At 55.1% G+C, this 19,593-nt stretch carries 23 protein-coding genes; 15 read left to right on the top strand and 8 right to left on the bottom strand.

The window, feature by feature from the left end; all coding sequences use genetic code 11:
- Positions 1-343 precede the first annotated feature (343 nt).
- Together nrdD and nrdG are read left to right on the top strand one after the other, a co-directional pair.
- The gene (gene nrdD, locus UC14_RS08540) at positions 344-2,482 is read left to right on the top strand and encodes an anaerobic ribonucleoside-triphosphate reductase (protein ID WP_112197554.1); all 2,139 of its coding nucleotides are present in this window, start codon (positions 344-346) and stop codon (positions 2,480-2,482) included.
- A 4-nt stretch (positions 2,483-2,486) separates the two neighbouring features.
- Positions 2,487-2,951: an anaerobic ribonucleoside-triphosphate reductase-activating protein gene (gene nrdG, locus UC14_RS08535; RefSeq protein ID WP_037034213.1), complete on the top strand. Its 465-nt coding sequence runs from the start codon at positions 2,487-2,489 to the stop codon at positions 2,949-2,951.
- A 34-nt stretch (positions 2,952-2,985) separates the two neighbouring features.
- Here nrdG and UC14_RS08530 read toward each other — a convergent pair whose 3' ends face one another.
- Positions 2,986-3,147, bottom strand: coding sequence for a type II toxin-antitoxin system CcdA family antitoxin (locus UC14_RS08530; RefSeq protein ID WP_112152055.1), 162 nt, complete (start codon positions 3,145-3,147; stop codon positions 2,986-2,988).
- A gap of 267 nt (positions 3,148-3,414) precedes the next feature.
- On the opposite strand from UC14_RS08530, the gene phnF reads away from it, so the two are divergent.
- The 10 genes from phnF to UC14_RS08480 all read left to right on the top strand — a co-directional run bounded on the left by phnF (position 3,415) and on the right by UC14_RS08480 (position 11,074).
- Positions 3,415-4,140 (top strand): phosphonate metabolism transcriptional regulator PhnF, encoded by a 726-nt coding sequence (gene phnF / locus UC14_RS08525; protein ID WP_013573847.1) that lies wholly within the window; start codon positions 3,415-3,417, stop codon positions 4,138-4,140.
- Positions 4,141-4,584 carry a phosphonate C-P lyase system protein PhnG gene (phnG, locus tag UC14_RS08520; protein ID WP_013573846.1) on the top strand — a complete coding sequence of 148 codons (444 nt, stop codon included), beginning with the start codon at positions 4,141-4,143 and terminating at the stop codon, positions 4,582-4,584.
- Positions 4,585-4,587: 3 nt separating this feature from the next.
- Positions 4,588-5,169, top strand: coding sequence for a phosphonate C-P lyase system protein PhnH (phnH, locus tag UC14_RS08515; RefSeq protein ID WP_013573845.1), 582 nt, complete (start codon positions 4,588-4,590; stop codon positions 5,167-5,169).
- Positions 5,169-6,251 carry a carbon-phosphorus lyase complex subunit PhnI gene (locus tag UC14_RS08510; RefSeq protein WP_013573844.1) on the top strand — a complete coding sequence of 361 codons (1,083 nt, stop codon included), beginning with the start codon at positions 5,169-5,171 and terminating at the stop codon, positions 6,249-6,251. Before phnH ends, UC14_RS08510 begins: the two co-directional genes overlap by 1 nt.
- Positions 6,241-7,116, top strand: coding sequence for an alpha-D-ribose 1-methylphosphonate 5-phosphate C-P-lyase PhnJ (locus tag UC14_RS08505; protein WP_013573843.1), 876 nt, complete (start codon positions 6,241-6,243; stop codon positions 7,114-7,116). The genes UC14_RS08510 and UC14_RS08505 overlap by 11 nt, the downstream gene beginning before the upstream one ends.
- On the top strand, positions 7,116-7,907 hold the full coding sequence (phnK, locus tag UC14_RS08500; RefSeq protein ID WP_013573842.1) for a phosphonate C-P lyase system protein PhnK: 792 nt from the start codon (positions 7,116-7,118) through the stop codon (positions 7,905-7,907). Before UC14_RS08505 ends, phnK begins: the two co-directional genes overlap by 1 nt.
- 28 nt (positions 7,908-7,935) lie before the next feature.
- A complete protein-coding gene (gene phnL, locus UC14_RS08495) occupies positions 7,936-8,643 on the top strand; it encodes a phosphonate C-P lyase system protein PhnL (RefSeq protein ID WP_112197547.1) in 708 nt (235 codons plus the stop codon).
- Positions 8,640-9,776, top strand: a complete 1,137-nt coding sequence (phnM, locus tag UC14_RS08490) for an alpha-D-ribose 1-methylphosphonate 5-triphosphate diphosphatase (protein ID WP_112197546.1) — start codon at positions 8,640-8,642, stop codon at positions 9,774-9,776. The genes phnL and phnM overlap by 4 nt, the downstream gene beginning before the upstream one ends.
- Before the next feature lie 75 nt (positions 9,777-9,851).
- Positions 9,852-10,427 carry a ribose 1,5-bisphosphokinase gene (gene phnN, locus UC14_RS08485; RefSeq protein ID WP_112152049.1) on the top strand — a complete coding sequence of 192 codons (576 nt, stop codon included), beginning with the start codon at positions 9,852-9,854 and terminating at the stop codon, positions 10,425-10,427.
- 8 nt (positions 10,428-10,435) lie between these two features.
- Complete coding sequence (locus UC14_RS08480; protein WP_014411573.1) at positions 10,436-11,074, top strand: acetyltransferase; 639 nt, start codon at positions 10,436-10,438, stop codon at positions 11,072-11,074.
- 98 nt (positions 11,075-11,172) lie between these two features.
- On the opposite strand, the gene UC14_RS08475 is transcribed toward UC14_RS08480, so the two are convergent.
- Both UC14_RS08475 and UC14_RS08470 read right to left on the bottom strand, forming a co-directional pair.
- Entirely contained in the window at positions 11,173-11,814 is a 642-nt protein-coding gene (locus tag UC14_RS08475) for a hypothetical protein (RefSeq protein ID WP_013573837.1), read from the bottom strand.
- 105 nt (positions 11,815-11,919) lie between these two features.
- Positions 11,920-12,354, bottom strand: a complete 435-nt coding sequence (locus tag UC14_RS08470; RefSeq protein ID WP_013573836.1) for a YhbP family protein — start codon at positions 12,352-12,354, stop codon at positions 11,920-11,922.
- A gap of 115 nt (positions 12,355-12,469) precedes the next feature.
- On the opposite strand from UC14_RS08470, the gene UC14_RS08465 reads away from it, so the two are divergent.
- Positions 12,470-12,772, top strand: a complete 303-nt coding sequence (locus UC14_RS08465; RefSeq protein WP_013573835.1) for a GIY-YIG nuclease family protein — start codon at positions 12,470-12,472, stop codon at positions 12,770-12,772.
- A gap of 40 nt (positions 12,773-12,812) precedes the next feature.
- On the opposite strand, the gene UC14_RS08460 is transcribed toward UC14_RS08465, so the two are convergent.
- Positions 12,813-13,316 (bottom strand): GNAT family N-acetyltransferase, encoded by a 504-nt coding sequence (locus UC14_RS08460; protein ID WP_013573834.1) that lies wholly within the window; start codon positions 13,314-13,316, stop codon positions 12,813-12,815.
- Positions 13,310-13,831, bottom strand: a complete 522-nt coding sequence (locus UC14_RS08455; RefSeq protein WP_013573833.1) for an SCP2 domain-containing protein — start codon at positions 13,829-13,831, stop codon at positions 13,310-13,312. Before UC14_RS08455 ends, UC14_RS08460 begins: the two co-directional genes overlap by 7 nt.
- Positions 13,832-14,146: 315 nt before the next feature.
- Between UC14_RS08455 and UC14_RS08450 the strand changes: the two genes are divergently transcribed.
- Together UC14_RS08450 and UC14_RS08445 are read left to right on the top strand one after the other, a co-directional pair.
- Positions 14,147-15,142 (top strand): peptidase U32 family protein, encoded by a 996-nt coding sequence (locus UC14_RS08450; RefSeq protein WP_013573832.1) that lies wholly within the window; start codon positions 14,147-14,149, stop codon positions 15,140-15,142.
- A 14-nt stretch (positions 15,143-15,156) separates the two neighbouring features.
- A complete protein-coding gene (locus UC14_RS08445) occupies positions 15,157-16,035 on the top strand; it encodes a U32 family peptidase (RefSeq protein ID WP_013573831.1) in 879 nt (292 codons plus the stop codon).
- Between the two features lie 52 nt (positions 16,036-16,087).
- Here the strand turns inward: UC14_RS08445 and UC14_RS08440 are convergent, their stop codons facing one another.
- From UC14_RS08440 to UC14_RS08430, 3 genes are read right to left on the bottom strand one after another with little or no spacing between them, the layout of a single operon-like run.
- The gene (locus UC14_RS08440) at positions 16,088-17,251 is read right to left on the bottom strand and encodes an ABC transporter permease (protein WP_013573830.1); all 1,164 of its coding nucleotides are present in this window, start codon (positions 17,249-17,251) and stop codon (positions 16,088-16,090) included.
- Positions 17,248-18,420 (bottom strand): ABC transporter permease, encoded by a 1,173-nt coding sequence (locus tag UC14_RS08435; RefSeq protein ID WP_112152048.1) that lies wholly within the window; start codon positions 18,418-18,420, stop codon positions 17,248-17,250. The genes UC14_RS08440 and UC14_RS08435 overlap by 4 nt, the downstream gene beginning before the upstream one ends.
- Positions 18,417-19,391 (bottom strand): HlyD family secretion protein, encoded by a 975-nt coding sequence (locus UC14_RS08430; RefSeq protein ID WP_013573828.1) that lies wholly within the window; start codon positions 19,389-19,391, stop codon positions 18,417-18,419. The genes UC14_RS08435 and UC14_RS08430 overlap by 4 nt, the downstream gene beginning before the upstream one ends.
- Positions 19,392-19,593 lie beyond the last annotated feature (202 nt).

Raw genomic sequence — 19,593 nt, 5'->3', positions numbered from 1 at the left:
TCTGAATTTCCCCTTCTGTCGGGTCGGTCACAGTCGTGGCTGACCCGTTTATTTTGTATGCATCCCCTTATAAAACAACAGGCAAAATTCAGGCCAGAATTTACATTTGGTCATCAATTCCTCCGCCGAAAAAATTCTTTGTTTCAGGTCAATAAAATGAGAATTAACGCTCGCGTAGATCCTACATCTAGTGTGTATAGTACACACCCAACCCAATATATAGCGGTTTTCCGCAAATGCCACACAACCGGCCTGTAAGCCTTGTGGGGCGCGGGATCCGCCCAAAAGGAGTATCATTGTGAAGGCAGACAGACAGGAAACCGTACCCGCAAAATCCACCAAAATGCAGCCCATCGTGATTAAGCGGGATGGTTGTCAGGTCCCTTTCGATGAAGTTCTGATCAAACACGCGGTGCAACGCGCAGCCGAAGCCGCCGGTATCGACAGCATTGGTTATTGCGCGCAGGTTGCCCGTATTGTGGCAGAGAATCTGCAAGATCAGGCGCGTGTCGATATCCATGAAATTCAGGATGCGGTTGAAAACCAGCTGATGGCGGGGCCGCACAAGAAACTGGCGCGTGCCTATATTGAATACCGCCATGACCGCGACGTGAAACGCGAAATGCGCGGACGCCTGAATCAGGAAATCCGTGGTCTGGTTGAGCAAAGCAATATGGCGCTGCTCAACGAAAACGCCAACAAAGACAGCAAAGTTATCCCGACCCAGCGCGATTTACTCGCCGGGATTGTGGCCAAGCATTACGCCAAACAGCATATTTTACCCCGTGACGTGGTGCTGGCGCATGAACGCGGGGAAATTCACTATCATGATCTGGATTATTCGCCGTTCTTCCCGATGTTTAACTGCATGTTGATCGACCTGAAAGGCATGCTGAATCACGGTTTCAAAATGGGCAATGCCGAAATTGACACGCCAAAGTCGATTTCAACGGCAACAGCCGTCACCGCACAGATTATCGCGCAGGTCGCCAGCCACATTTACGGCGGCACCACCATTAACCGCATCGACGAAGTGCTGGCGCCGTTTGTTACCGCCAGCTTCAACAAACATCGTCAGACCGCTGAAGAATGGCAGATTGCCGATGCCGAAGCGTTCGCCCGTAACCGTACCGAGAAAGAGTGTTATGACGCATTCCAGTCGCTGGAATATGAAGTCAATACGCTGCACACCGCCAACGGCCAGACGCCGTTTGTTACCTTCGGTTTCGGTCTCGGCACGTCGTGGGAATCACGCCTGATCCAGCAGTCTATTTTGCGTAACCGCATTGCCGGGCTGGGTAAAAACCGCAAAACCGCCGTGTTCCCGAAACTGGTGTTTGCCATCCGCGACGGCCTGAACCATAAAGCCGGCGATGCCAATTACGACATCAAGCAACTGGCTCTCGAATGCGCCAGCAAGCGCATGTATCCGGACATTCTTAATTACGATCAGGTGGTGAAAGTCACCGGTTCCTTCAAAACCCCGATGGGCTGCCGCAGTTTCCTGGGCGTTTACGAAGAGAACGGCGAAATGATCCACGAAGGCCGCAACAATATCGGCGTGATCAGCCTGAACCTGCCGCGTATCGCGCTGGAGGCCAAACGCGATGAAGCGGCGTTCTGGACACTGCTCGACGAGCGTTTATTGCTGGCGAAAAAAGCGCTGATGACCCGCATTGCGCGTCTCGAAGGCATCAAGGCCCGCGTTGCGCCGATCCTGTACATGGAAGGCGCCTGCGGTGTGCGTCTGAAAGCCGACGACGACATTTCCGGCATCTTCAAAAATGGTCGTGCGTCGATTTCACTCGGCTACATCGGCGTGCATGAAACCATTAACGCGCTGTTCGGCGATCAGACCCACGTGTTCGATGCCAGTCAGTTACGCGAAAAAGCCGTGGCGATTGTCGCCCGCCTGAAAGCCGCCACCGACAGCTGGAAAGACGAAACGGGTTACGGCTTCAGCCTGTACAGCACGCCGAGCGAAAACCTGTGCGACCGTTTCTGTCGTCTGGATAAAGCCGAATTCGGCCTGGTGGCCGGTGTCACCGATAAAGGTTATTACACCAACAGCTTCCATCTTGACGTCGAGAAGAAAGTCAATCCGTATGAAAAACTCGATTTCGAAGCACCGTATCCGCCACTGAGCAACGGCGGGTTCATCTGTTACGGCGAATACCCAAACCTGCAGCACAACCTGAAAGCGCTGGAAGATGTGTGGGATTACAGTTACACCCGCGTGCCGTATTACGGTACCAACACGCCAATTGATGAATGCTACGACTGCGGCTATACCGGTGAATTCGAATGCACCAGCAAAGGCTTCACCTGCCCGAAATGCGGCAATCACGAGCCTTCCCGCGTGTCGGTCACCCGCCGCGTGTGCGGTTATCTCGGCAGCCCGGATGCGCGTCCATTTAACGCCGGTAAGCAGGAAGAAGTGAAGCGCCGGATAAAACATCTGGGTAACGGTCAGTTGGGTTAATATTTTGAGATTCCATCAATATTATCCAATCGACGTAGTGAACGGGCCGGGAACACGCTGCGTGCTGTTCGTTTCCGGCTGCGTCCACGAATGCCGCGGGTGCTATAACAAAAGCACCTGGCGGCTGGATTCCGGCAAACCGTTTACGCAGGAAGATGAAGACCGCATCATCGCCGATCTGCAAAACACGGTGATCCCGCGTCAGGGTTTGACGCTCTCCGGCGGCGATCCGCTGCATCCGCAAAATCTGTCGGCGGTGCGCCAGTTGTTAGTGCGCGTACAGGCGGAATGCCCTGGCAAAGATGTGTGGATGTGGACAGGTTATACGCTCGGGGAACTGAGCGCTGAACAGCAGGAAGTCACCGCGTTAATCAACGTGCTGGTCGACGGGAAGTTCGTGCAGGAACTGAAAGACCCGTCGCTTATCTGGCGTGGCAGCGGCAATCAGGTGATTCATTATTTGCGTTAATGCTTTCAGAGGGGAAATCACTCCCCTCACTTTTCTAAAATGCACGCTGATAATCAGAAAACGAACCATGTTCTTCGACGTATTTATTTATCGCCTCAATTCCTTTTTGATTTTCACGCCTCCATTTCTGCGCAGGTGTTTCGGGTATTAACGTAACAGGTAAATCATTGAATTCACGATTGAGTGCTTCTGACATACAAAGTCCTTTTGTAATTAATGTTTAAAAATACATCCGACAACCAGAGTGTAATTTGTACTGTTCATCCCGTAAATCACCCGCTTTCATTCCTGCGGGACGTCTTCCAACTCTTCATTTTCCTGCAACCAGAGCTTCACCCAATTGTCATTTAGCGCGCCCAAGATGATGCCAACGCCACACTGAGGTTTGCATCATGACCCTTTCATACCGCTTTCAAATTTCCCCTGCTACTGCCCGTTTCTACTGCGCGAGGTATTTATTGTGATGAACTTATCTAGACATCCGACCAGTCACGCCAGGGTGTATCAGCAAATCGCTGCCGAGCTGGAACAGGAACTGCGTAACGGTTACCGCTGCGGCGATTATCTGCCGCCGGAACAACAACTTGCCGAACGTTTTCAGGTAAATCGCCATACGCTGCGCCGTGCGGTGGATGAACTGGTGGATCGCGGCTGGCTGCAACGCAGGCAGGGCATTGGCACGCTGGTGCTGATGCGTCCTTACGATTATCCGCTGCATTCGCAGGCGCGGTTCAGCCAGAACCTGCTGGATCAGGGCAGCCATCCGACCAGCGAACGTCTGCTGGCGGTGCTGCGTCCGGCGACCGATCACGTCGCGGCGGCGCTGTCACGTCAGGAAGGCGACACAATTATTCACCTGCGTACGCTGCGCCGCGTTAACGGCGTGCCGGTCTGTGTGATTGACCACTATTTGCCCGATCTCGACTGGTGGCCTGCATTGCAAAATTTCCATAACGGCTCGCTGCACGATTTTATCCGTGAAGAAATTAAGCAAAAGCTCAGCCGCCGCACCACCCGCATCAATGCCCGCCGCGCGCTGGCAAAAGAGAGCAAATTACTCGAAATCGTCCCGCAGGCACCGCTGCTGTGTGTCCGCACCCTGAACATTTGTGAAGGCAGCGATACGGTGGCGGAATACTCCGTCAGCCTGACGCGCGCCGACATGATCGAACTGACCATGGAGCACTGAATGGATCACCTGCAAACCCGCCAGCGCTGGATGTCGGTGCTGGCTCACAGCCGTCCCGATGAGCTGCTCGCCCACTGGCAGCCGCTGAATTTGTCCCCGCAATTTGAGCGCATCCGCGCCGCTGAAACCGGTCTGACCCAGCTTCAGGGGCGCATGGGCGGAACCGGCAAACGTTTTGTGATGGGCGATATGACCGTCACCCGCGCCGTCATTCAGTTAGACGGTGGCGTCTACGGCTACAGCTACGTCAGTGGTCGCAATAAACCGCACGCCGAACTGTGCGCGGTTATTGACGGCCTGCTGCAAATGCAGGGCATGGATGAACTGCTGCATAAACGCGTGATAGCGCCTCTGGCTGCGCTGCAACAGGAACGCCGCCAGCAACGCGCCCGCGAGGTGGCTTCCAGCCGCGTCGATTTCTTTACTCTGGTTCGCGGAGAATAACTCATGTCACTTGTTGCCAGTTTTCAACATCCGGTTGCCGATGCGCAGTACAGTTTTCGCCGTATCCTCAAAGCGTTAAGCGAGCCTGGCGTCAGCGTGCAACTCCCCGCCATGCCTGGTTTCGGTGCTTTAGGTTCCGCCAGCGCCTGCGTGCTGCTGACACTTATCGATAACGACACGCCGCTGTGGCTGAGCGCCTCGCTCAACGATGAAATCCTGCGTAAAAACCTGCGCTTTCATACCGGCGCAGTGCTCACCGATGACCCGTCCGCCGTCAGTTTTGCGCTGGCCGATCCGGCGCTCGACAGCGCCACCCTGCTGGCTTTCCCCTGCGGTGATGAAATGTCGCCGGAGCTGGCCACCAGCGTGATTGTTCAGCTGGACAGCCTGACCGGCGGCACCCCGCTGCGTCTGCGCGGGCCGGGTATTGAAAACAGCCGGACCCTTTCTCCGCTGTTGCCTGATTGCGTTCGCGACTATCTGCTCAACCGCCCTCACCGTTTCCCGCTGGGACTGGACTTTATGTTCACCTGCGGCGAAGAACTGATTGCCATACCGCGCACCACGCGCGTGGAGGTGTGCTGATGTACGTCGCCGTTAAAGGGGGTGAGAAGGCGATTGCCGCCGCTCACCAGTTGCTGGCGCACGAGCGCCGTGGCAACACCGGGGTAAATGAACTCGGTTGTGACCAGATCGAACAACAACTGGGCTTAGCCGTTGACCGTGTGATGAGCGAAGGCGGGATTTATGACCGTGAACTGGCCGCGCTGGCGATTAAGCAGTCCGGCGGGGATCTGGTTGAAGCCATTTTCCTGCTGCGCGCTTACCGCACCACCTTGCCGCGTCTGGCCACCAGCGAGCCGCTGAACACAAAATCGATGCGCCTCGAACGCCGGATTTCCGCCATTTATAAAGACTTGCCCGGCGGACAGGTGCTCGGCCCGACTTACGATTACACCCACCGCCTGCTGGATTTCGCGCTGCTGGCCGAAGGTGAAGCACCGTTCACACCCATAGCCGATGAACCCCAGCCGGAAGAGTGCGGCCATGTGTTTGATTTGCTGACGAATCAGCAGCTGGCAGTTCGTGAAGAAGATGACGGCACGGAGCCGGAAGATATCACCCGTACGCCGCCGGTGTTTCCGGCCTCCCGAGCAGCGCGCCTGCAACAACTGGTGCGCGGTGACGAAGGTTTCCTGCTGTCGCTGAGTTATTCCACCCAGCGCGGTTACGGACGCAATCACCCGTTCGCCGGTGAAATCCGTACCGGCTGGCTCACCGTCGAAATCGTGCCGGAAGAGCTGGGTTTTGCGGTTGATATCGGCGAAATCCTGCTGACCGAATGCGAGATGGTGAACGGTTTTGTCGCGCCGGAAGACAAACCGCCGCACTTTACCCGTGGCTACGGGCTGGTGTTTGGTCGCGCCGAACGCAAAGCGATGTCGATGTCTCTGGTGGATCGCGCACTGCAAACCCGTGAATACAACGAGCAGATCAGCAGTCCGGCGCAGGATGAAGAATTCGTTTTGTCCCACGCCGATAACGTCGAAGCTGCCGGTTTTGTCTCGCATCTTAAATTGCCGCACTACGTCGATTTCCAGGCCGAACTGGAGTTGTTAAAACGCCTGCGCGCCACGAAAGAACAGGACTCCGCCAATGAACAATAATGCAGCCCAAACGATCACCGGCTACAACCACGGTTATCTCGACGAACAGACCAAACGCATGATCCGACGTGGGATCCTCAAAGCCGTGGCGATCCCCGGTTATCAGGTGCCGTTCGCCGGTCGCGAGATGCCGATGCCTTACGGCTGGGGCACCGGCGGGATCCAGCTCACTGCCAGCGTGATCGGCGAAAAAGATGTGCTGAAGGTGATCGACCAGGGCGCGGATGACACCACCAATGCCGTGTCGATCCGCAAATTTTTCCAGAGCGTCGCGGGAGTGAAAACGACCGGGAAAACCGTGGAAGCCAGCCTGATCCAGACCCGTCACCGCATTCCGGAAACGCCGTTGCAGGAAGATCAGATCCTGATTTTCCAGGTGCCGATCCCTGAACCTCTGCGCTTTATCGAACCGCGTGAAACCGAAACCCGCAAAATGCACGCGCTGGAAGAATACGGCGTGATGCAGGTGAAACTGTATGAAGACATCGCCCGCTTCGGCCATATCGCCACCACTTACGCCTATCCGGTGAAAGTGAATGACCGCTACGTGATGGATCCGTCGCCGATCCCGAAATTTGATAACCCGAAAATGAACATGATGCCCGCATTGCAGCTGTTTGGTGCCGGACGTGAAAAACGCATTTACGCCCTGCCGCCGTTCACCAAAGTCGAAAGTCTGGATTTCGATGATCATCCGTTCACCGTTCAGCAATGGGATGAACCTTGTGCGATTTGCGGCTCGCACCACAGCTATCTCGATGAAGTGGTGCTCGACGATCAGGGCAACCGCATGTTCGTGTGCTCCGACACTGATTTTTGTGCTCAGCAGGTTGAGCAACAGGCTTCAAACGAGGGTAACCGCTGATGAACACTCCGTTAAATCTCGCCGCCGAACCGCTGCTGTCGGTGAATAACCTGACCCATCTTTATGCGCCGGGTAAAGGCTTTTGCGATGTGTCATTCAATCTGTATCCCGGTGAAGTGCTGGGTATTGTCGGCGAATCCGGTTCCGGCAAAACCACGCTGTTGCAGTCGATTTCCGCCCGTCTTGCGCCGCAGGAAGGACAGGTCATCTACAACAACGGCCAGACCACTGCGCAGTCATTGTACGACATGCCAGAAAGTGACCGCCGCCGTCTGCTGCGCACTGACTGGGGCGTGGTGCATCAGCATCCGATGGACGGCTTGCGCCGCCAGGTTTCTGCCGGTGGCAATATCGGCGAGCGTCTGATGGCGGTCGGTGAACGTCATTACGGCGATATCCGCAAGAAAGCCGGTCAGTGGCTGGAAGATGTCGAAATCCCCGTTTCACGTATTGATGACCTGCCGACCACGTTTTCCGGTGGGATGCAGCAACGTCTGCAAATCGCCCGCAATCTGGTGACGCATCCGCGTCTGGTGTTTATGGATGAACCGACCGGTGGCCTGGACGTGTCCGTTCAGGCGCGTCTGCTGGATCTGCTGCGCACACTGGTGGTGGAAATGCAACTGGCGGTGGTGATTGTCACCCATGACCTCGGCGTTGCCCGCCTGCTTGCACACCGTTTGCTGGTGATGAAGCAAGGTCAGGTGGTGGAAAGTGGTTTAACCGACCGCGTGCTCGACGATCCGCATCATCCATATACGCAGCTGCTGGTTTCTTCCGTGCTGTCCTGAATCTAATTCCAGAGAAAGAGTGACCAAAATGACGACGAAGCTCAGGGTCGAAAATCTCAGTAAAACTTTCGTTCTGCATAACCAGAATAGCGCCAGATTACCGGTGTTCAGCCACGCTTGCCTGACGGTCGATGCCGGGGAATGCGTGGTGCTGCACGGCCATTCCGGTAGCGGAAAATCCACCCTTTTGCGCTCGTTATACGGCAACTATTTGCCGGACAGCGGCAAAATTTGGGTCGAACATCAGGGTCAGCAGATTGATATGGTCAGCGCCGAAGCGCGCGAGATCCTGGCCGTTCGCCGCCATACGGTCGGCTGGGTCAGCCAGTTTCTGCGGGTGATCCCACGTATCAGCGCACTGAATCTGGTGATGCAGCCGCTGCTGGAACTGGGTGTGGATAAAGCGCAAAGCGAAGCCCGCGCCAGCGCATTGCTGCGCCATCTGAATGTGCCGGAACGCCTGTGGCATCTTGCGCCCTCAACGTTTTCCGGCGGCGAACAGCAGCGCGTGAATATCGCCCGCGGCTTTGTGGTGGATTATCCGGTGCTGTTGCTCGATGAACCGACCGCCTCGCTGGATGCGACCAACCGCGCCGCCGTGGTCACGCTGATTGAACAGGCCAAAGCGCGCGGAGCAGCAGTAGTCGGGATTTTCCACGATGAAGATGTGCGCCAACGTGTTGCCGATCGTTTGTATGAAATGAGCCCGGAAACGGCGCCGGAGATGTCCGTATGATCATCAATAACGTCAGACTGGTACTCGACGATCAGGTTGTTGAAGGATCGCTTGAGATGAAAAATGGCGTGATCAGCGCCTTCGCAGACAGCAGCAGTCAGTTGCCGCAAGCGCTGGATGTGCAGGGAGGCTGGTTGCTGCCGGGTTTAATCGAACTGCACACCGACAATCTGGATAAATTTTTTACGCCGCGACCGAAAGTGGACTGGCCGGCCCATTCTGCCATGAGCAGCCACGATGCGCTGATGGTTGCCAGCGGCATTACCACGGTACTGGACGCCGTCGCTGTCGGCGATGTGCGCGACGGCGGGCATCGTCTGGATAATCTGCAAAAGATGATCGACGCCATCATCAACAGCCAGAATGCCGGACTGAACCGCGCCGAACACCGGCTGCATCTGCGTTGCGAACTGCCACATGAAACCACATTGCCGTTGTTCGAGAAGCTGATGGATACGTCAATACTGTCACTGGTTTCGCTGATGGACCATTCGCCCGGCCAGCGCCAGTTCGCCACACCGCAGAAGTATCGTGAGTATTATCAGGGCAAGTACAACCTTAACGACGAGCAGATGGACGACTATCAGGAAGAGCAAATAGCCCTCTCGCGCCGCTGGGCGCAGCCAAACCGTGAAGCGATTGCCGCACACTGCCGCGAGCGCAATATTTCGCTGGCCAGCCATGACGATGCGACTGCCGCGCATGTTGAAGAATCACTGGCACTCGGCAGCGTGATCGCCGAATTCCCGACCACTGAAGAAGCCGCGCGTGCATCGCACGCCAACGGTTTGCAGGTGCTGATGGGCGCACCGAATATCGTGCGCGGCGGGTCGCATTCCGGCAACGTCGCGGCGCACCATCTGGCCTCGCTCGGCCTGCTGGATATTCTCTCTTCCGATTACTATCCCGCCAGCCTGCTCGATGCGGTCTTCCGCATTGCAACTGACGACAATAACGCTTTCAGCCTGCCGCAGGCGGTGAAGCTGGTGACGCGTAATCCGGCCAAAGCGCTCGGATTGCAGGATCGTGGTGAAATCGCAGAAGGCAAGCGCGCTGATCTGGTGCTGGCACGGGCACATGGCGATCATCACTACGTGCAAAACGTCTGGCGTCAGGGCATTCAGGTGTTCTGAGGGGAGGAGAGTTCTGCTCCTCCCCCTTCGCAGGGGAGGCAGCAGGCCGGATTCTTACTCAGCAAGGGAGAAAAAATGAGTCGTTTACTCTATCTGATGGGCGCTTCGGGTGCGGGAAAGGACAGTCTGCTCGACGCCCTGCGCCAGCATTTACCGGCCAGCGTCACCGTGGCACATCGTTATATTACGCGCCCCGCAGACGCCGGTTCGGAAAACCATATTGCGCTGAGTGAAGCCGAATTTCTTCAGCGTCGCCAGCAGGGGTTGTTCGCGCTGGAATGGCACGCGCATCAGTGCCGGTATGGCGTGGGCATTGAGATAGACCACTGGATGCAACTGGGCTGTCATGTGGTCATGAACGGCTCGCGCGCGCATCTGGAAAAAGCCCGTCAGCGTTATGGTCAGCGCCTGCTGCCGGTGTGTTTACAGGTCTCAGACGATGTGCTGGCCTCGCGCCTTTCGCAGCGCGGGCGCGAAGACGCGGCGCAAATTGCCTGTCGTCTTCAGCGCGCCAGAGAATATGCCAGCGCGCTGCCCGCCGGCTGCCATCTGCTAAACAACGATGGCGCATTGCAGGAAACTTTACAGCATCTTCTGGCTGTCCTTTCATTACCGGTCAGTGTGCCCGTTTATCCCGTAACTTCGCGATGAAGGATCCTATGACAGACATTATTTCTCCCTTTTCACTGGCTGATGAACAAAATTACGCCCAGCCTAAAATCGGTCAGCAGGTCGAGCTGAACGGATCGCAGCTCGGACAGTATGTGCATATTGCAGATAACGCGATCATCGAAGAAACGCAGATCGGTGATTACTCCTACACCGCCGGAAACAATCAGATCTTCTACGCGACGATCGGCAAATTTGTGTCAATCGCCACCTATGTGCGGATCAATCCCGGCAATCATCCGACTTATCAGCGTGTGGCGCAGCACCATTTTACTTACCGCAGTTCGGCGTACGGACTCGGTGAAGACGATCAGGATTTCTTTGACTGGCGGCGTGAGCATCACGTCACGGTCGGTAACGATGTGTGGATTGGCCATAACGCGGTGCTGATGCCTGGTGTGACCGTCGGCAATGGTGCAGTAATCGGCACGTCGGCGGTGGTGACCAAAGACGTCGGGCCATACTCCATCGTCGCGGGTGTGGCAGCGAAAAAGATTGGCATGCGTTTTGACGACAATATGATCGCCAGGATCGAGAAAAGTCAGTGGTGGAATTGGGATCATGAAACGCTGAAAGAAAGGATGCCAGACTTCAGAGATCTGGCGGTGTTTGCGGAAAAATATCTGTAAAGATTGACAGGGATCAGGCTTAAGGTCGGGCAGGCAGAAAATTTGCGTTTTTTGCCTGATACCTTATCACAAGGATCCGCTTCAGCGGATCACACCAATTAAAGTTCTTCAATGCTGGCGGCAATCTGATCGGATTCCAGCACGGTGATCCCGCCCAGACCGGCGTTAAATGCCTGTTCCTGCAAGGCTTTTGCCACGACATCAGACTCAACGGCTTTCCATTTTCCTGGCAACATTTTGAATAACGGCGCACTCAGTTGTTCGAGCAGGCGCGGCGGATGACGTTGGCCAACCAGCAGAGACGGCCTGACCAGCGTGAGCAACGGCCAGCCCTGCTGCATCAGCGTCAGTTCCATTTCCCCTTTGGTACGGTTATAGAGGAAACGCGAATGCGCATCCGCACCGTGGGCGCTGACGGCCAGACAATGACGTGCGCCCAGCTCCCGTGCTGCTTTGGCGCAATCGACCACCAGATCGTAATCGACTGCCCGAAATGCCTGTGCACTGCCCGCTTGTTTACGCGTGGTCCCCAGGCAGCAGAACAGCAAATCAATTGGTTCATCGAGTGCGACAACCAGCGAGGTCAGATTCGCGCCCAGCGGATTAATCAGTTTATTGCCCGGTGGTAGCGGACGGCGGCTCGGCGCGACAATACGGCTGACACGTGGATCCAGTTGCAGCAGGCGTAAAAGCTCCCGCCCGATCAGCCCGCTTCCACCCAGCAGAAGAGCTTTTGCCATATCACTTCCTTTTAAATAACGGCATACAAACACAGAGAATTGAAGTGTTACCTGAATGTGAATATCACGCTATAAGACAGTTCCTGTTACTGCTGACAGTCAGACTCACTGCCGATCCCACAGCAGTTTCTTACCAAATCCCAGCGCGTTATCCGTCATTTTGATATGACTGAGTTTCAGCGCCCAGACCGGCGCTTTCATCGCGATGGCGACGGGGAAATGTTTGCAATACAGACTGCGTGCACGGCTTTCCTCCTCACCCTCAAGAACGGTCGCTTTGCCGCGATACTGAATGCCTTTAATCAGCGCGATGGTTTTCGGATGTGGCGCAATCGTCCCCACAATGTGGGGCGATCGGGACATCAGCGAACCATGAAGGGTTTTAAGTTCCGTCATGAAATACAGCGTCATGCTGTCCCCGTCGGTGACATAAAAACAATTAGCGCTCCACATTTCACCGTCAGCAGAGGCACACAGCGCCAGCACATGGTTCTTTTTCAGAAATTTCAGGATATGTTTCAGGTCATCAGGGTTATTCATCGCCGATCCTTATTTTCATTTCTCGCAGTTTAACGCGGTATGCCGATGTTTTGCCTCACTCTGTTGTGCCTTTCGGGTAAACTTACACAACCTTTTCTTTCCCATACCCGAGCTTATGCCCACCGCCGCCAACTGGTTTTTATATATGCTGAGAACCCCCACCGGGATGTTGTATACCGGCATCACGACAGACGTCCAGCGGCGTCTCGGCCAGCATCAGTCGGGTAAAGGGGCGAAATCGTTGCGTGGAAAAGGGGAATTACAGCTGGCATTCCAGTGCCCTGCGGGTGACCGTTCGCTGGCATCAAAGCTGGAAATAAAAGTCAAAAAACTGAGTAAGGCGCAGAAAGAGCTGCTGGTGAGAAACGCGCCGGAATGCCTGGAAAATTATCTGGGATTAGCGGAAAGCGGGAAATAAAAAAGGCCGGAAAACCGGCCTTTACTGCCTCTGAGTAAAATCAGAAACGGTTAAATGCTGAAGGGAAAACCACTTCCCCGCTGGCGTCAGACAGCGCATCGTCTGATAAGGTGAACAACTGGAACGCCGCTTCGGTACCAATCCAGCGGCAATGCAGCCCGTGAACGGCGGCAGGTTTAAAACCGAAACGGTTGTAATAGGCAGGATCACCCAATACCACGACGGCGGCGTAACCAAATTCATTCAGGGAATCTAACCCTTCGTATACCAGTTTTTCACCCAGCCCCTGCCCCCGCAGAGATTGCTCTACCACCAGCGGTGCCAGCGCGACCCAGTTGCGATCTTCGCCCTGGATATCCACCGGACAGAACGCCACATAACCGACCACGCCACCTTCATCGTCGGTCGCGACCACGCCAAGCGTCAGGAGACCATCTTCGCGCAATTCCTGCACCAGATCAGCTTCTGCGCCGGTCGGGAATGAGGCGCGCAGCAGACGGTCTATGCCCGCAGCATCGACCGGAATTTCAGTACGGATTAACATGGCTCAGCTACCGGAGTTTTTGACCCGCGGTCCTCCTGCAGTCCCGCTTCGACGAAATCGGCCAGACGCAGCAGACCGTTTTTCAGCAACAGCGGCATGGTATCGAGATCGATAGAATCCATCAGATTTTTCACATACAGACCGAGCTCGGTGTCACCTTCAATGCGCAGACGTCGCTGGAAGAAAAGCGTATCCGGGTCTTCTTTGCGTGCGGCGATCAGGATCAGGTCGTTGGCGCTTCCGCTAAAGCTGACATCCGCCTCGCCGTGTTCAGCGATCACCAGCTTGCCTTCGTCCACCGACATCAGCCAGCTCAGATTCAGATCGCTGACATCAATTTTCAGCCATCGACCTTCGAGGAAATCCAGTTCGCCATCAGCCAGCGCCTGACGAAGCTGCCAGCTCAGCACCTGTTGCACAACCTGACGCTGCAACGCAAACGGCGTAAATTTCAAAGGCACACTCAACAGGGATGGGCCCTGGCGGACCAAACGTGCACGTAGTTTTTGCAACACTGGCACTACTCCTTTCGGTAACTTTTCGGCAAGTTTTAAGGCAGTTATACGGCCTATTTTGACACATTGCCGGGAACGTTCAGCGGTCTACATCAATAAATACTGCAACAGAAAAACGCCACGTACAACCTCCCCGACGGCGGTAAGCCCTTCAACGCCGCAGAAACTGCCTCAAATCAAAATATTGCATCCCTGCCTTCTCTAAAATAGTTCACCAATCAAAGCCCTGACTGATGAATGAATGACGTCGGCAACTGGCTTTTCATCACCCCCAACTTTTCAGCTTTGGCTGACCGGTTGCAGTAAGGAACGAGAATGGAGCTACTTTGCCCGGCAGGAAATTTACCTGCGCTGAAAGCGGCAATCGACAATGGCGCTGATGCGGTTTATATCGGCCTGAAAGATGACACCAATGCGCGCCATTTCGCCGGCCTGAATTTTACGGAAAAAAAGCTGCAGGAAGCCGCCAGTTATGTTCACCGCCACCGCCGTAAACTGCATATCGCCATCAATACGTTTGCACATCCTGACGGCTATCAGCGCTGGGAACGCGCGGTGGATATGGCGGCACAACTCGGCGCTGATGCGCTGATTCTGGCAGATCTGGCGATGCTGGATTACGCGGCGAATAAATATCCCCACGTTGAGCGCCATGTGTCGGTGCAGGCTTCGGCCACCAATGACGAAGCCATTCGTTTTTATAAACGCAACTTTGATGTCGCCCGAGTGGTATTGCCGCGTGTGCTTTCCATGCATCAGGTGCGTCAGCTTTCCCGTACTACTGTTGTGCCGCTGGAAGTGTTCGCGTTCGGCAGTTTGTGCATTATGGCCGAAGGCCGCTGCTATCTTTCGTCTTATCTGACCGGTGAATCGCCAAATACCGTCGGTGCCTGTTCTCCGGCGCGGTTCGTGCGCTGGCAACAGACCGCACAGGGCATGGAATCACGGCTGAATGATGTCCTGATCGACCGTTATGAAGAAGGTGAAAACGCCGGTTATCCGACGCTGTGCAAAGGTCGTTATCTGGTGGATGGCGCGAAATACCATGCGCTGGAAGAACCAACCAGCCTGAATACGCTGGAATTATTACCGGAACTGTTCGCCGCGAATATTGCCTCGGTGAAAATTGAAGGACGCCAGCGCAGCCCGGCGTACGTCAGCCAGGTCGCGCGCGTATGGCGTGCGGCCATCGACCGCTGTATGGCCGATCCGCAAAACTTCAAAACCGATGAAGCCTGGATGAACACGCTGGGTTCCATGTCTGAGGGCACACAAACGACGCTCGGTGCCTATCACCGCAAGTGGCAGTAACTGAAGAGACGATGATGAAATATTCTTTAGGCACCATCCTTTATTACTGGCCGAAAGCACAGGTTGAAGATTTTTATCAGGCCGCGGCGGCCAGCAGCGCGGATGTGATTTACCTCGGCGAAAATGTATGTACCAAACGCCGTGAAATGAAAGTGAACGACTGGCTGGAGATCGCCCGTCAGCTGGCAGCAACCGGCAAACAGGTGGTGATTTCCACGCTGGCGTTGTTACAGGCACCGTCCGAGCTTAACGAACTGAAACGTTATGTGGAGAATGGCGAGTTTTTGCTGGAAGCCAATGATTTCGGCGCGGTGAATATGGCGGCTGAGCGTAACCTGCCGTTTGTCGTCGGCCATGCGCTGAACTGCTATAACGCGGTCACGCTGAAAATCCTGCAAAAACAGGGCATGGTACGCTGGTGTATGCCGGTCGAGCTTTCCCGCGACTGGCTGGTGAACCTGCTGAACCAGTGTCAGGATCTGGGCATCCGCGATAAGTTTGAAGTGGAAGTGTTGTCCTACGGACATCTGCCGCTGGCGTATTCGGCGCGCTGTTTTACCGCACGCTCAGAAAACCGGGCGAAGGATGAGTGTGAAACCTGCTGCATCAATTATCCGCAGGGCCGCAAAATGCTGTCTCAGGAAAATCAGCAGGTGTTCGTGCTCAACGGCATTCAGACGCAGAGCGGGTATTGCTATAACCTCGGCAATGAACTGACGTCGATGCAGGGACTGGTGGATATTGTGCGTCTGTCGCCGGAAACCATCGGCACGCTCGCCACACTCGAAGCGTTTCGTACTAACGAACGTGGTCTGCATCCGCTGACGCTCACCGATAAAGCCGACTGTAACGGCTACTGGCAGCGCGTCGCCGGGCTGGAACTGCGTCAGTAACCGCATGCAGACAAAATTAAAAGGGGATATGACGTTACGGTCATATCCTTTTTTATGCGCGGGGATGCTTCGGCCGGAACATCGCGCGCAGCCGTACGCCATCGCGCAGCATGCCCACGGCAATGCCGATGAATGTGTAAAACACGCAGAGGATCAGCAGCATCATAATATCGCCGCCGACGTCTTTAAACGGCAATCCCATCTGATTCACACCGGCAATCGCTTTAGTCGCCCACGTTGAAGGGAGCATCGAAGAAATGGCCCGAACCCACGCTGGCATCGCCTGCAACGGCCAGATGGTACCGGAAATATAGAACACCGGCGTGGTCAGGAAGGCCAGCGTCAGGTAAATCAGCTCCACGCTGCGCAGGCATTCCGTCACCAGTTTTCCTAAGCCCAGAACCGCCAGCAGGAACGGGAAGGTCAGCAGCAAAATTTCAGGAATGGTGGCCGTTTGCCGGTAACCCAATACCCACGGCCACAGCACAAACAATACGATCGACAGAAACAGCCAGACCGGGATCAGCGCCGAAATCCCCCCCAGAAAAGCCGGGATCGAAGGTTTCCCGGCAGGCCCGCTATTGAGCACAATACTGACACGCACGCTGGCGATCAGCAGCGAGTGCTGCAATAACATCACCAGCAAGCCGGGGAAAATAATCGCGGCAAAACTGATGCCGGGGTTAAACACGTCAAGCGACTGGCCGAGGATCGGCGAAAGCACCACGCTGGCCTGACGCTCACTGAAACCGTTACTGAGCAGCAAATCCGTATTGTACTGCGTGAGGATCGACTGATACGCCGCGAGCACATCCTGCTGGATTTGCCCGTTTGCCAGCCGGTTAGTCGCATCGCCATACACCGGGATCACGATGTTTTGTCCGGCGAGGATCTTCTTCTCCAGATCGACCGGCATGATGATCACCGCGAACAGTTTTCGCAGCGCCAGATCGTGTTCCGCTTCCGCCAGATTGTCATAAGCGACAGTGGCAATTTTCGATCCCGCATCAAGCTGACGGGCCAGCATGCGACTGGCGGTGCTGTGATCCTGGTCGATCACCGCGACGGGCAAATCCCACACCGTACGGTTGGCATACACCAGACTCATCACGCACAGTGAAAGCAGCAACATCATCCACATCGGTTTATCGAGCAAACCGGTGAGCACTTTACCGAAGGTTTTCCACCAGGTTTTAACCCATTCGCGACCGGTCATTGTCCTGGCTCCTGTTGTTTCATCCGCATATACAGGCGTTTACGTACCAGCAAACTGGTCAGCAGCGGATAGATCAGCAGGATGCAGCACACCATCAGGATGCCGCGCACCGACACTTCGCGCAGGAAAACGTCAAACATGGCGGCCAGTGCGTAACTCAGGGGTTCGATGCCGGAGATAATACGGGCGGGCAGTGGCATCGACAGTACCGGTACCGCCATTCCCGAGAATGTCAGCGCGATACTGACGAAAATCCCCATCATGGTGTAAGCCGTGATCGTGGTTTTGGTGAAGGTGAAAAGCAGCAATCCAAGACTTTGTGCGGCGATCACATAGAAAAAACCGATCAGCAGCATATATAAGGGGTTACCGCTGACACGTGCGTCAAAGAATCCGACCAGCATAGCGATTTCCACCATCAGCAAAGTGGTGAAACACAACGTATACGGTGCGAGTTTACCGAGCAATGCCAGAGTGAAAGAAGGCGCGCTGAGTAAGGCCTGACTGCGCGCCATCACGTAGATCATGCAGGTTACTGTAAACAATTGCAGCAGGTGAATGGTCGCGGCAAATTGCTGGTAATAGATGTAGCTGCCGCTGGCGTTAAATAAGCTGCCATAAGAGACATCGACGCTTGCCAGCGACGGCAGCGTTTTGCCCATTTCTGTCGCAATGATTGAACGGTAACGGGTGTTAAGTTCGGTGATCAGTCCGCTGAAATCCTGAGTGGAGTACAGTCCGGCACCATAGAATAAAGCGTTGTAATAGAGCACCGCACTGGGCTGTTTTCCAGCCAGCACGTCGGCTTCGAAGTCGTTGGGAATATACAAAAGCGCGTAATCCTGCGCGGTACGCAGACGGTATTCCGCTTCCGGTAAGCCCCCCCCGAAAGCCTGCACGTGCGCATGGGAACCGGCGTCCAGTTTGCGGACCAGCGTTTTGGACAGCGGGCTGTGATCGTTGTCGACCACAGAAACCGGTAAATCCAGCAAAGTGCCTTCCGAAAAGTTGCTGCTGATGAGCCCGAAAAGCAGCAAAGGGAAAATCCAGCACAACCAGTGAATCACCGGCTTGCGGAAAGCGTGCCGGGTCTCGCGGGTAAAAGCCCGACTGAAACAGCGCCATGCGGCTTTTACCCTTTCACTGCGCGGCGCTTTAACCGGTCTCACTTAGCTTTCCATTGCCACAACGCGCTCATGCCCTGTCGTAATCCGGGCACCGGTTTCGCAGGGTACAGACGCACTTCAAAGGTTTTTAAATCAAAGTCGCCGGTCGCACGCGTGGCACGTTTGGTCGCATAATCGCCGAGCGGTGCAATGTAGCGCACTTCAGCTTCGATCATCTGGTTATTCAGCGCCGGAACGCGCATCTGGACTTTATCGCCTTTACGCACGCCCGCCAGAATATCTTCCCGCAGGTTAAACACGAAATACGCATCAGGCAGACGAACTAACGTCAGTAACGGACTCGAGGCATTTTGCAGCTCGCCGACTTCCACGGGAACTGGCCCGACTTCACCATCAACCGGTGCTTTAACCTGCAAATCATCGGTTTGCGCTTTCACTTCCAGCAGATCTTCTTCCGCCTGACGCAACTGGGCGGCATAGCTTTCGCGTTGCTCAACGCGGTCGCCGTTGACGCCTTCATCCAGATTAGCTTTGGCGACTAATACCTGCTGATAAGCACTGTCGCGGGCACGGCGGGAATCTTCTAAATCAGAAGCAGAAATAAAGCCTTTGGTCGCCACTTGGGCATTACGGTTATAAAGATCACGTGCATTAATGTATTCCGCCTGCGACTGCGCCAGCGAGGCTTTCAGGTTACGGATACTTTCTTCACGGGTGCCGTTAACGGAAAGATCAAGCTGGGCTTTTGCCTGATCGCGCGCCGCTTCGGCCGCGCGCAACTGCGCCATCAGCTCGGGGCTGTCGAGGGTGATCAATAGCTGCCCGGCTTTGACATCGTCGCCGCGTTCCACATGGCGCTCTATGACGCGGCCCTTAGCTTTCGACGCCACAATCACTTCCGGCGCGTCAACTTCGCCCTGTAACAAGAGATCCTGATTGTGCGCCCGAAACAGCACCGCCAGAGAAACCGCAACGGCGACCAGCAGGAGGGTCAATAAAATTCGTTTACTCATCGGTGCGACACCCTTTTTGTTTGCCCGTTTTTAACACAAAACAACATATTGGCTGAAATGATAGTTTAAGTTATTTCAATCTGATTTTAGGATGTTTAAACGGCATTTAAGAGCACAAATGCCGTATTCAATACGTCAGCATTGGGTAATACTCGTTCTAATTATGAGCGGAGTGAATACTTTCTCCCCTCACCTCCATTAA

Source organism: Rahnella sp. NRRL B-41462 (assembly GCF_003263525.1).
Classification (GTDB): Bacteria; Pseudomonadota; Gammaproteobacteria; order Enterobacterales; family Enterobacteriaceae; genus Rahnella; species Rahnella aceris.
This window is presented reverse-complemented; position numbering and strand designations above follow the sequence as displayed.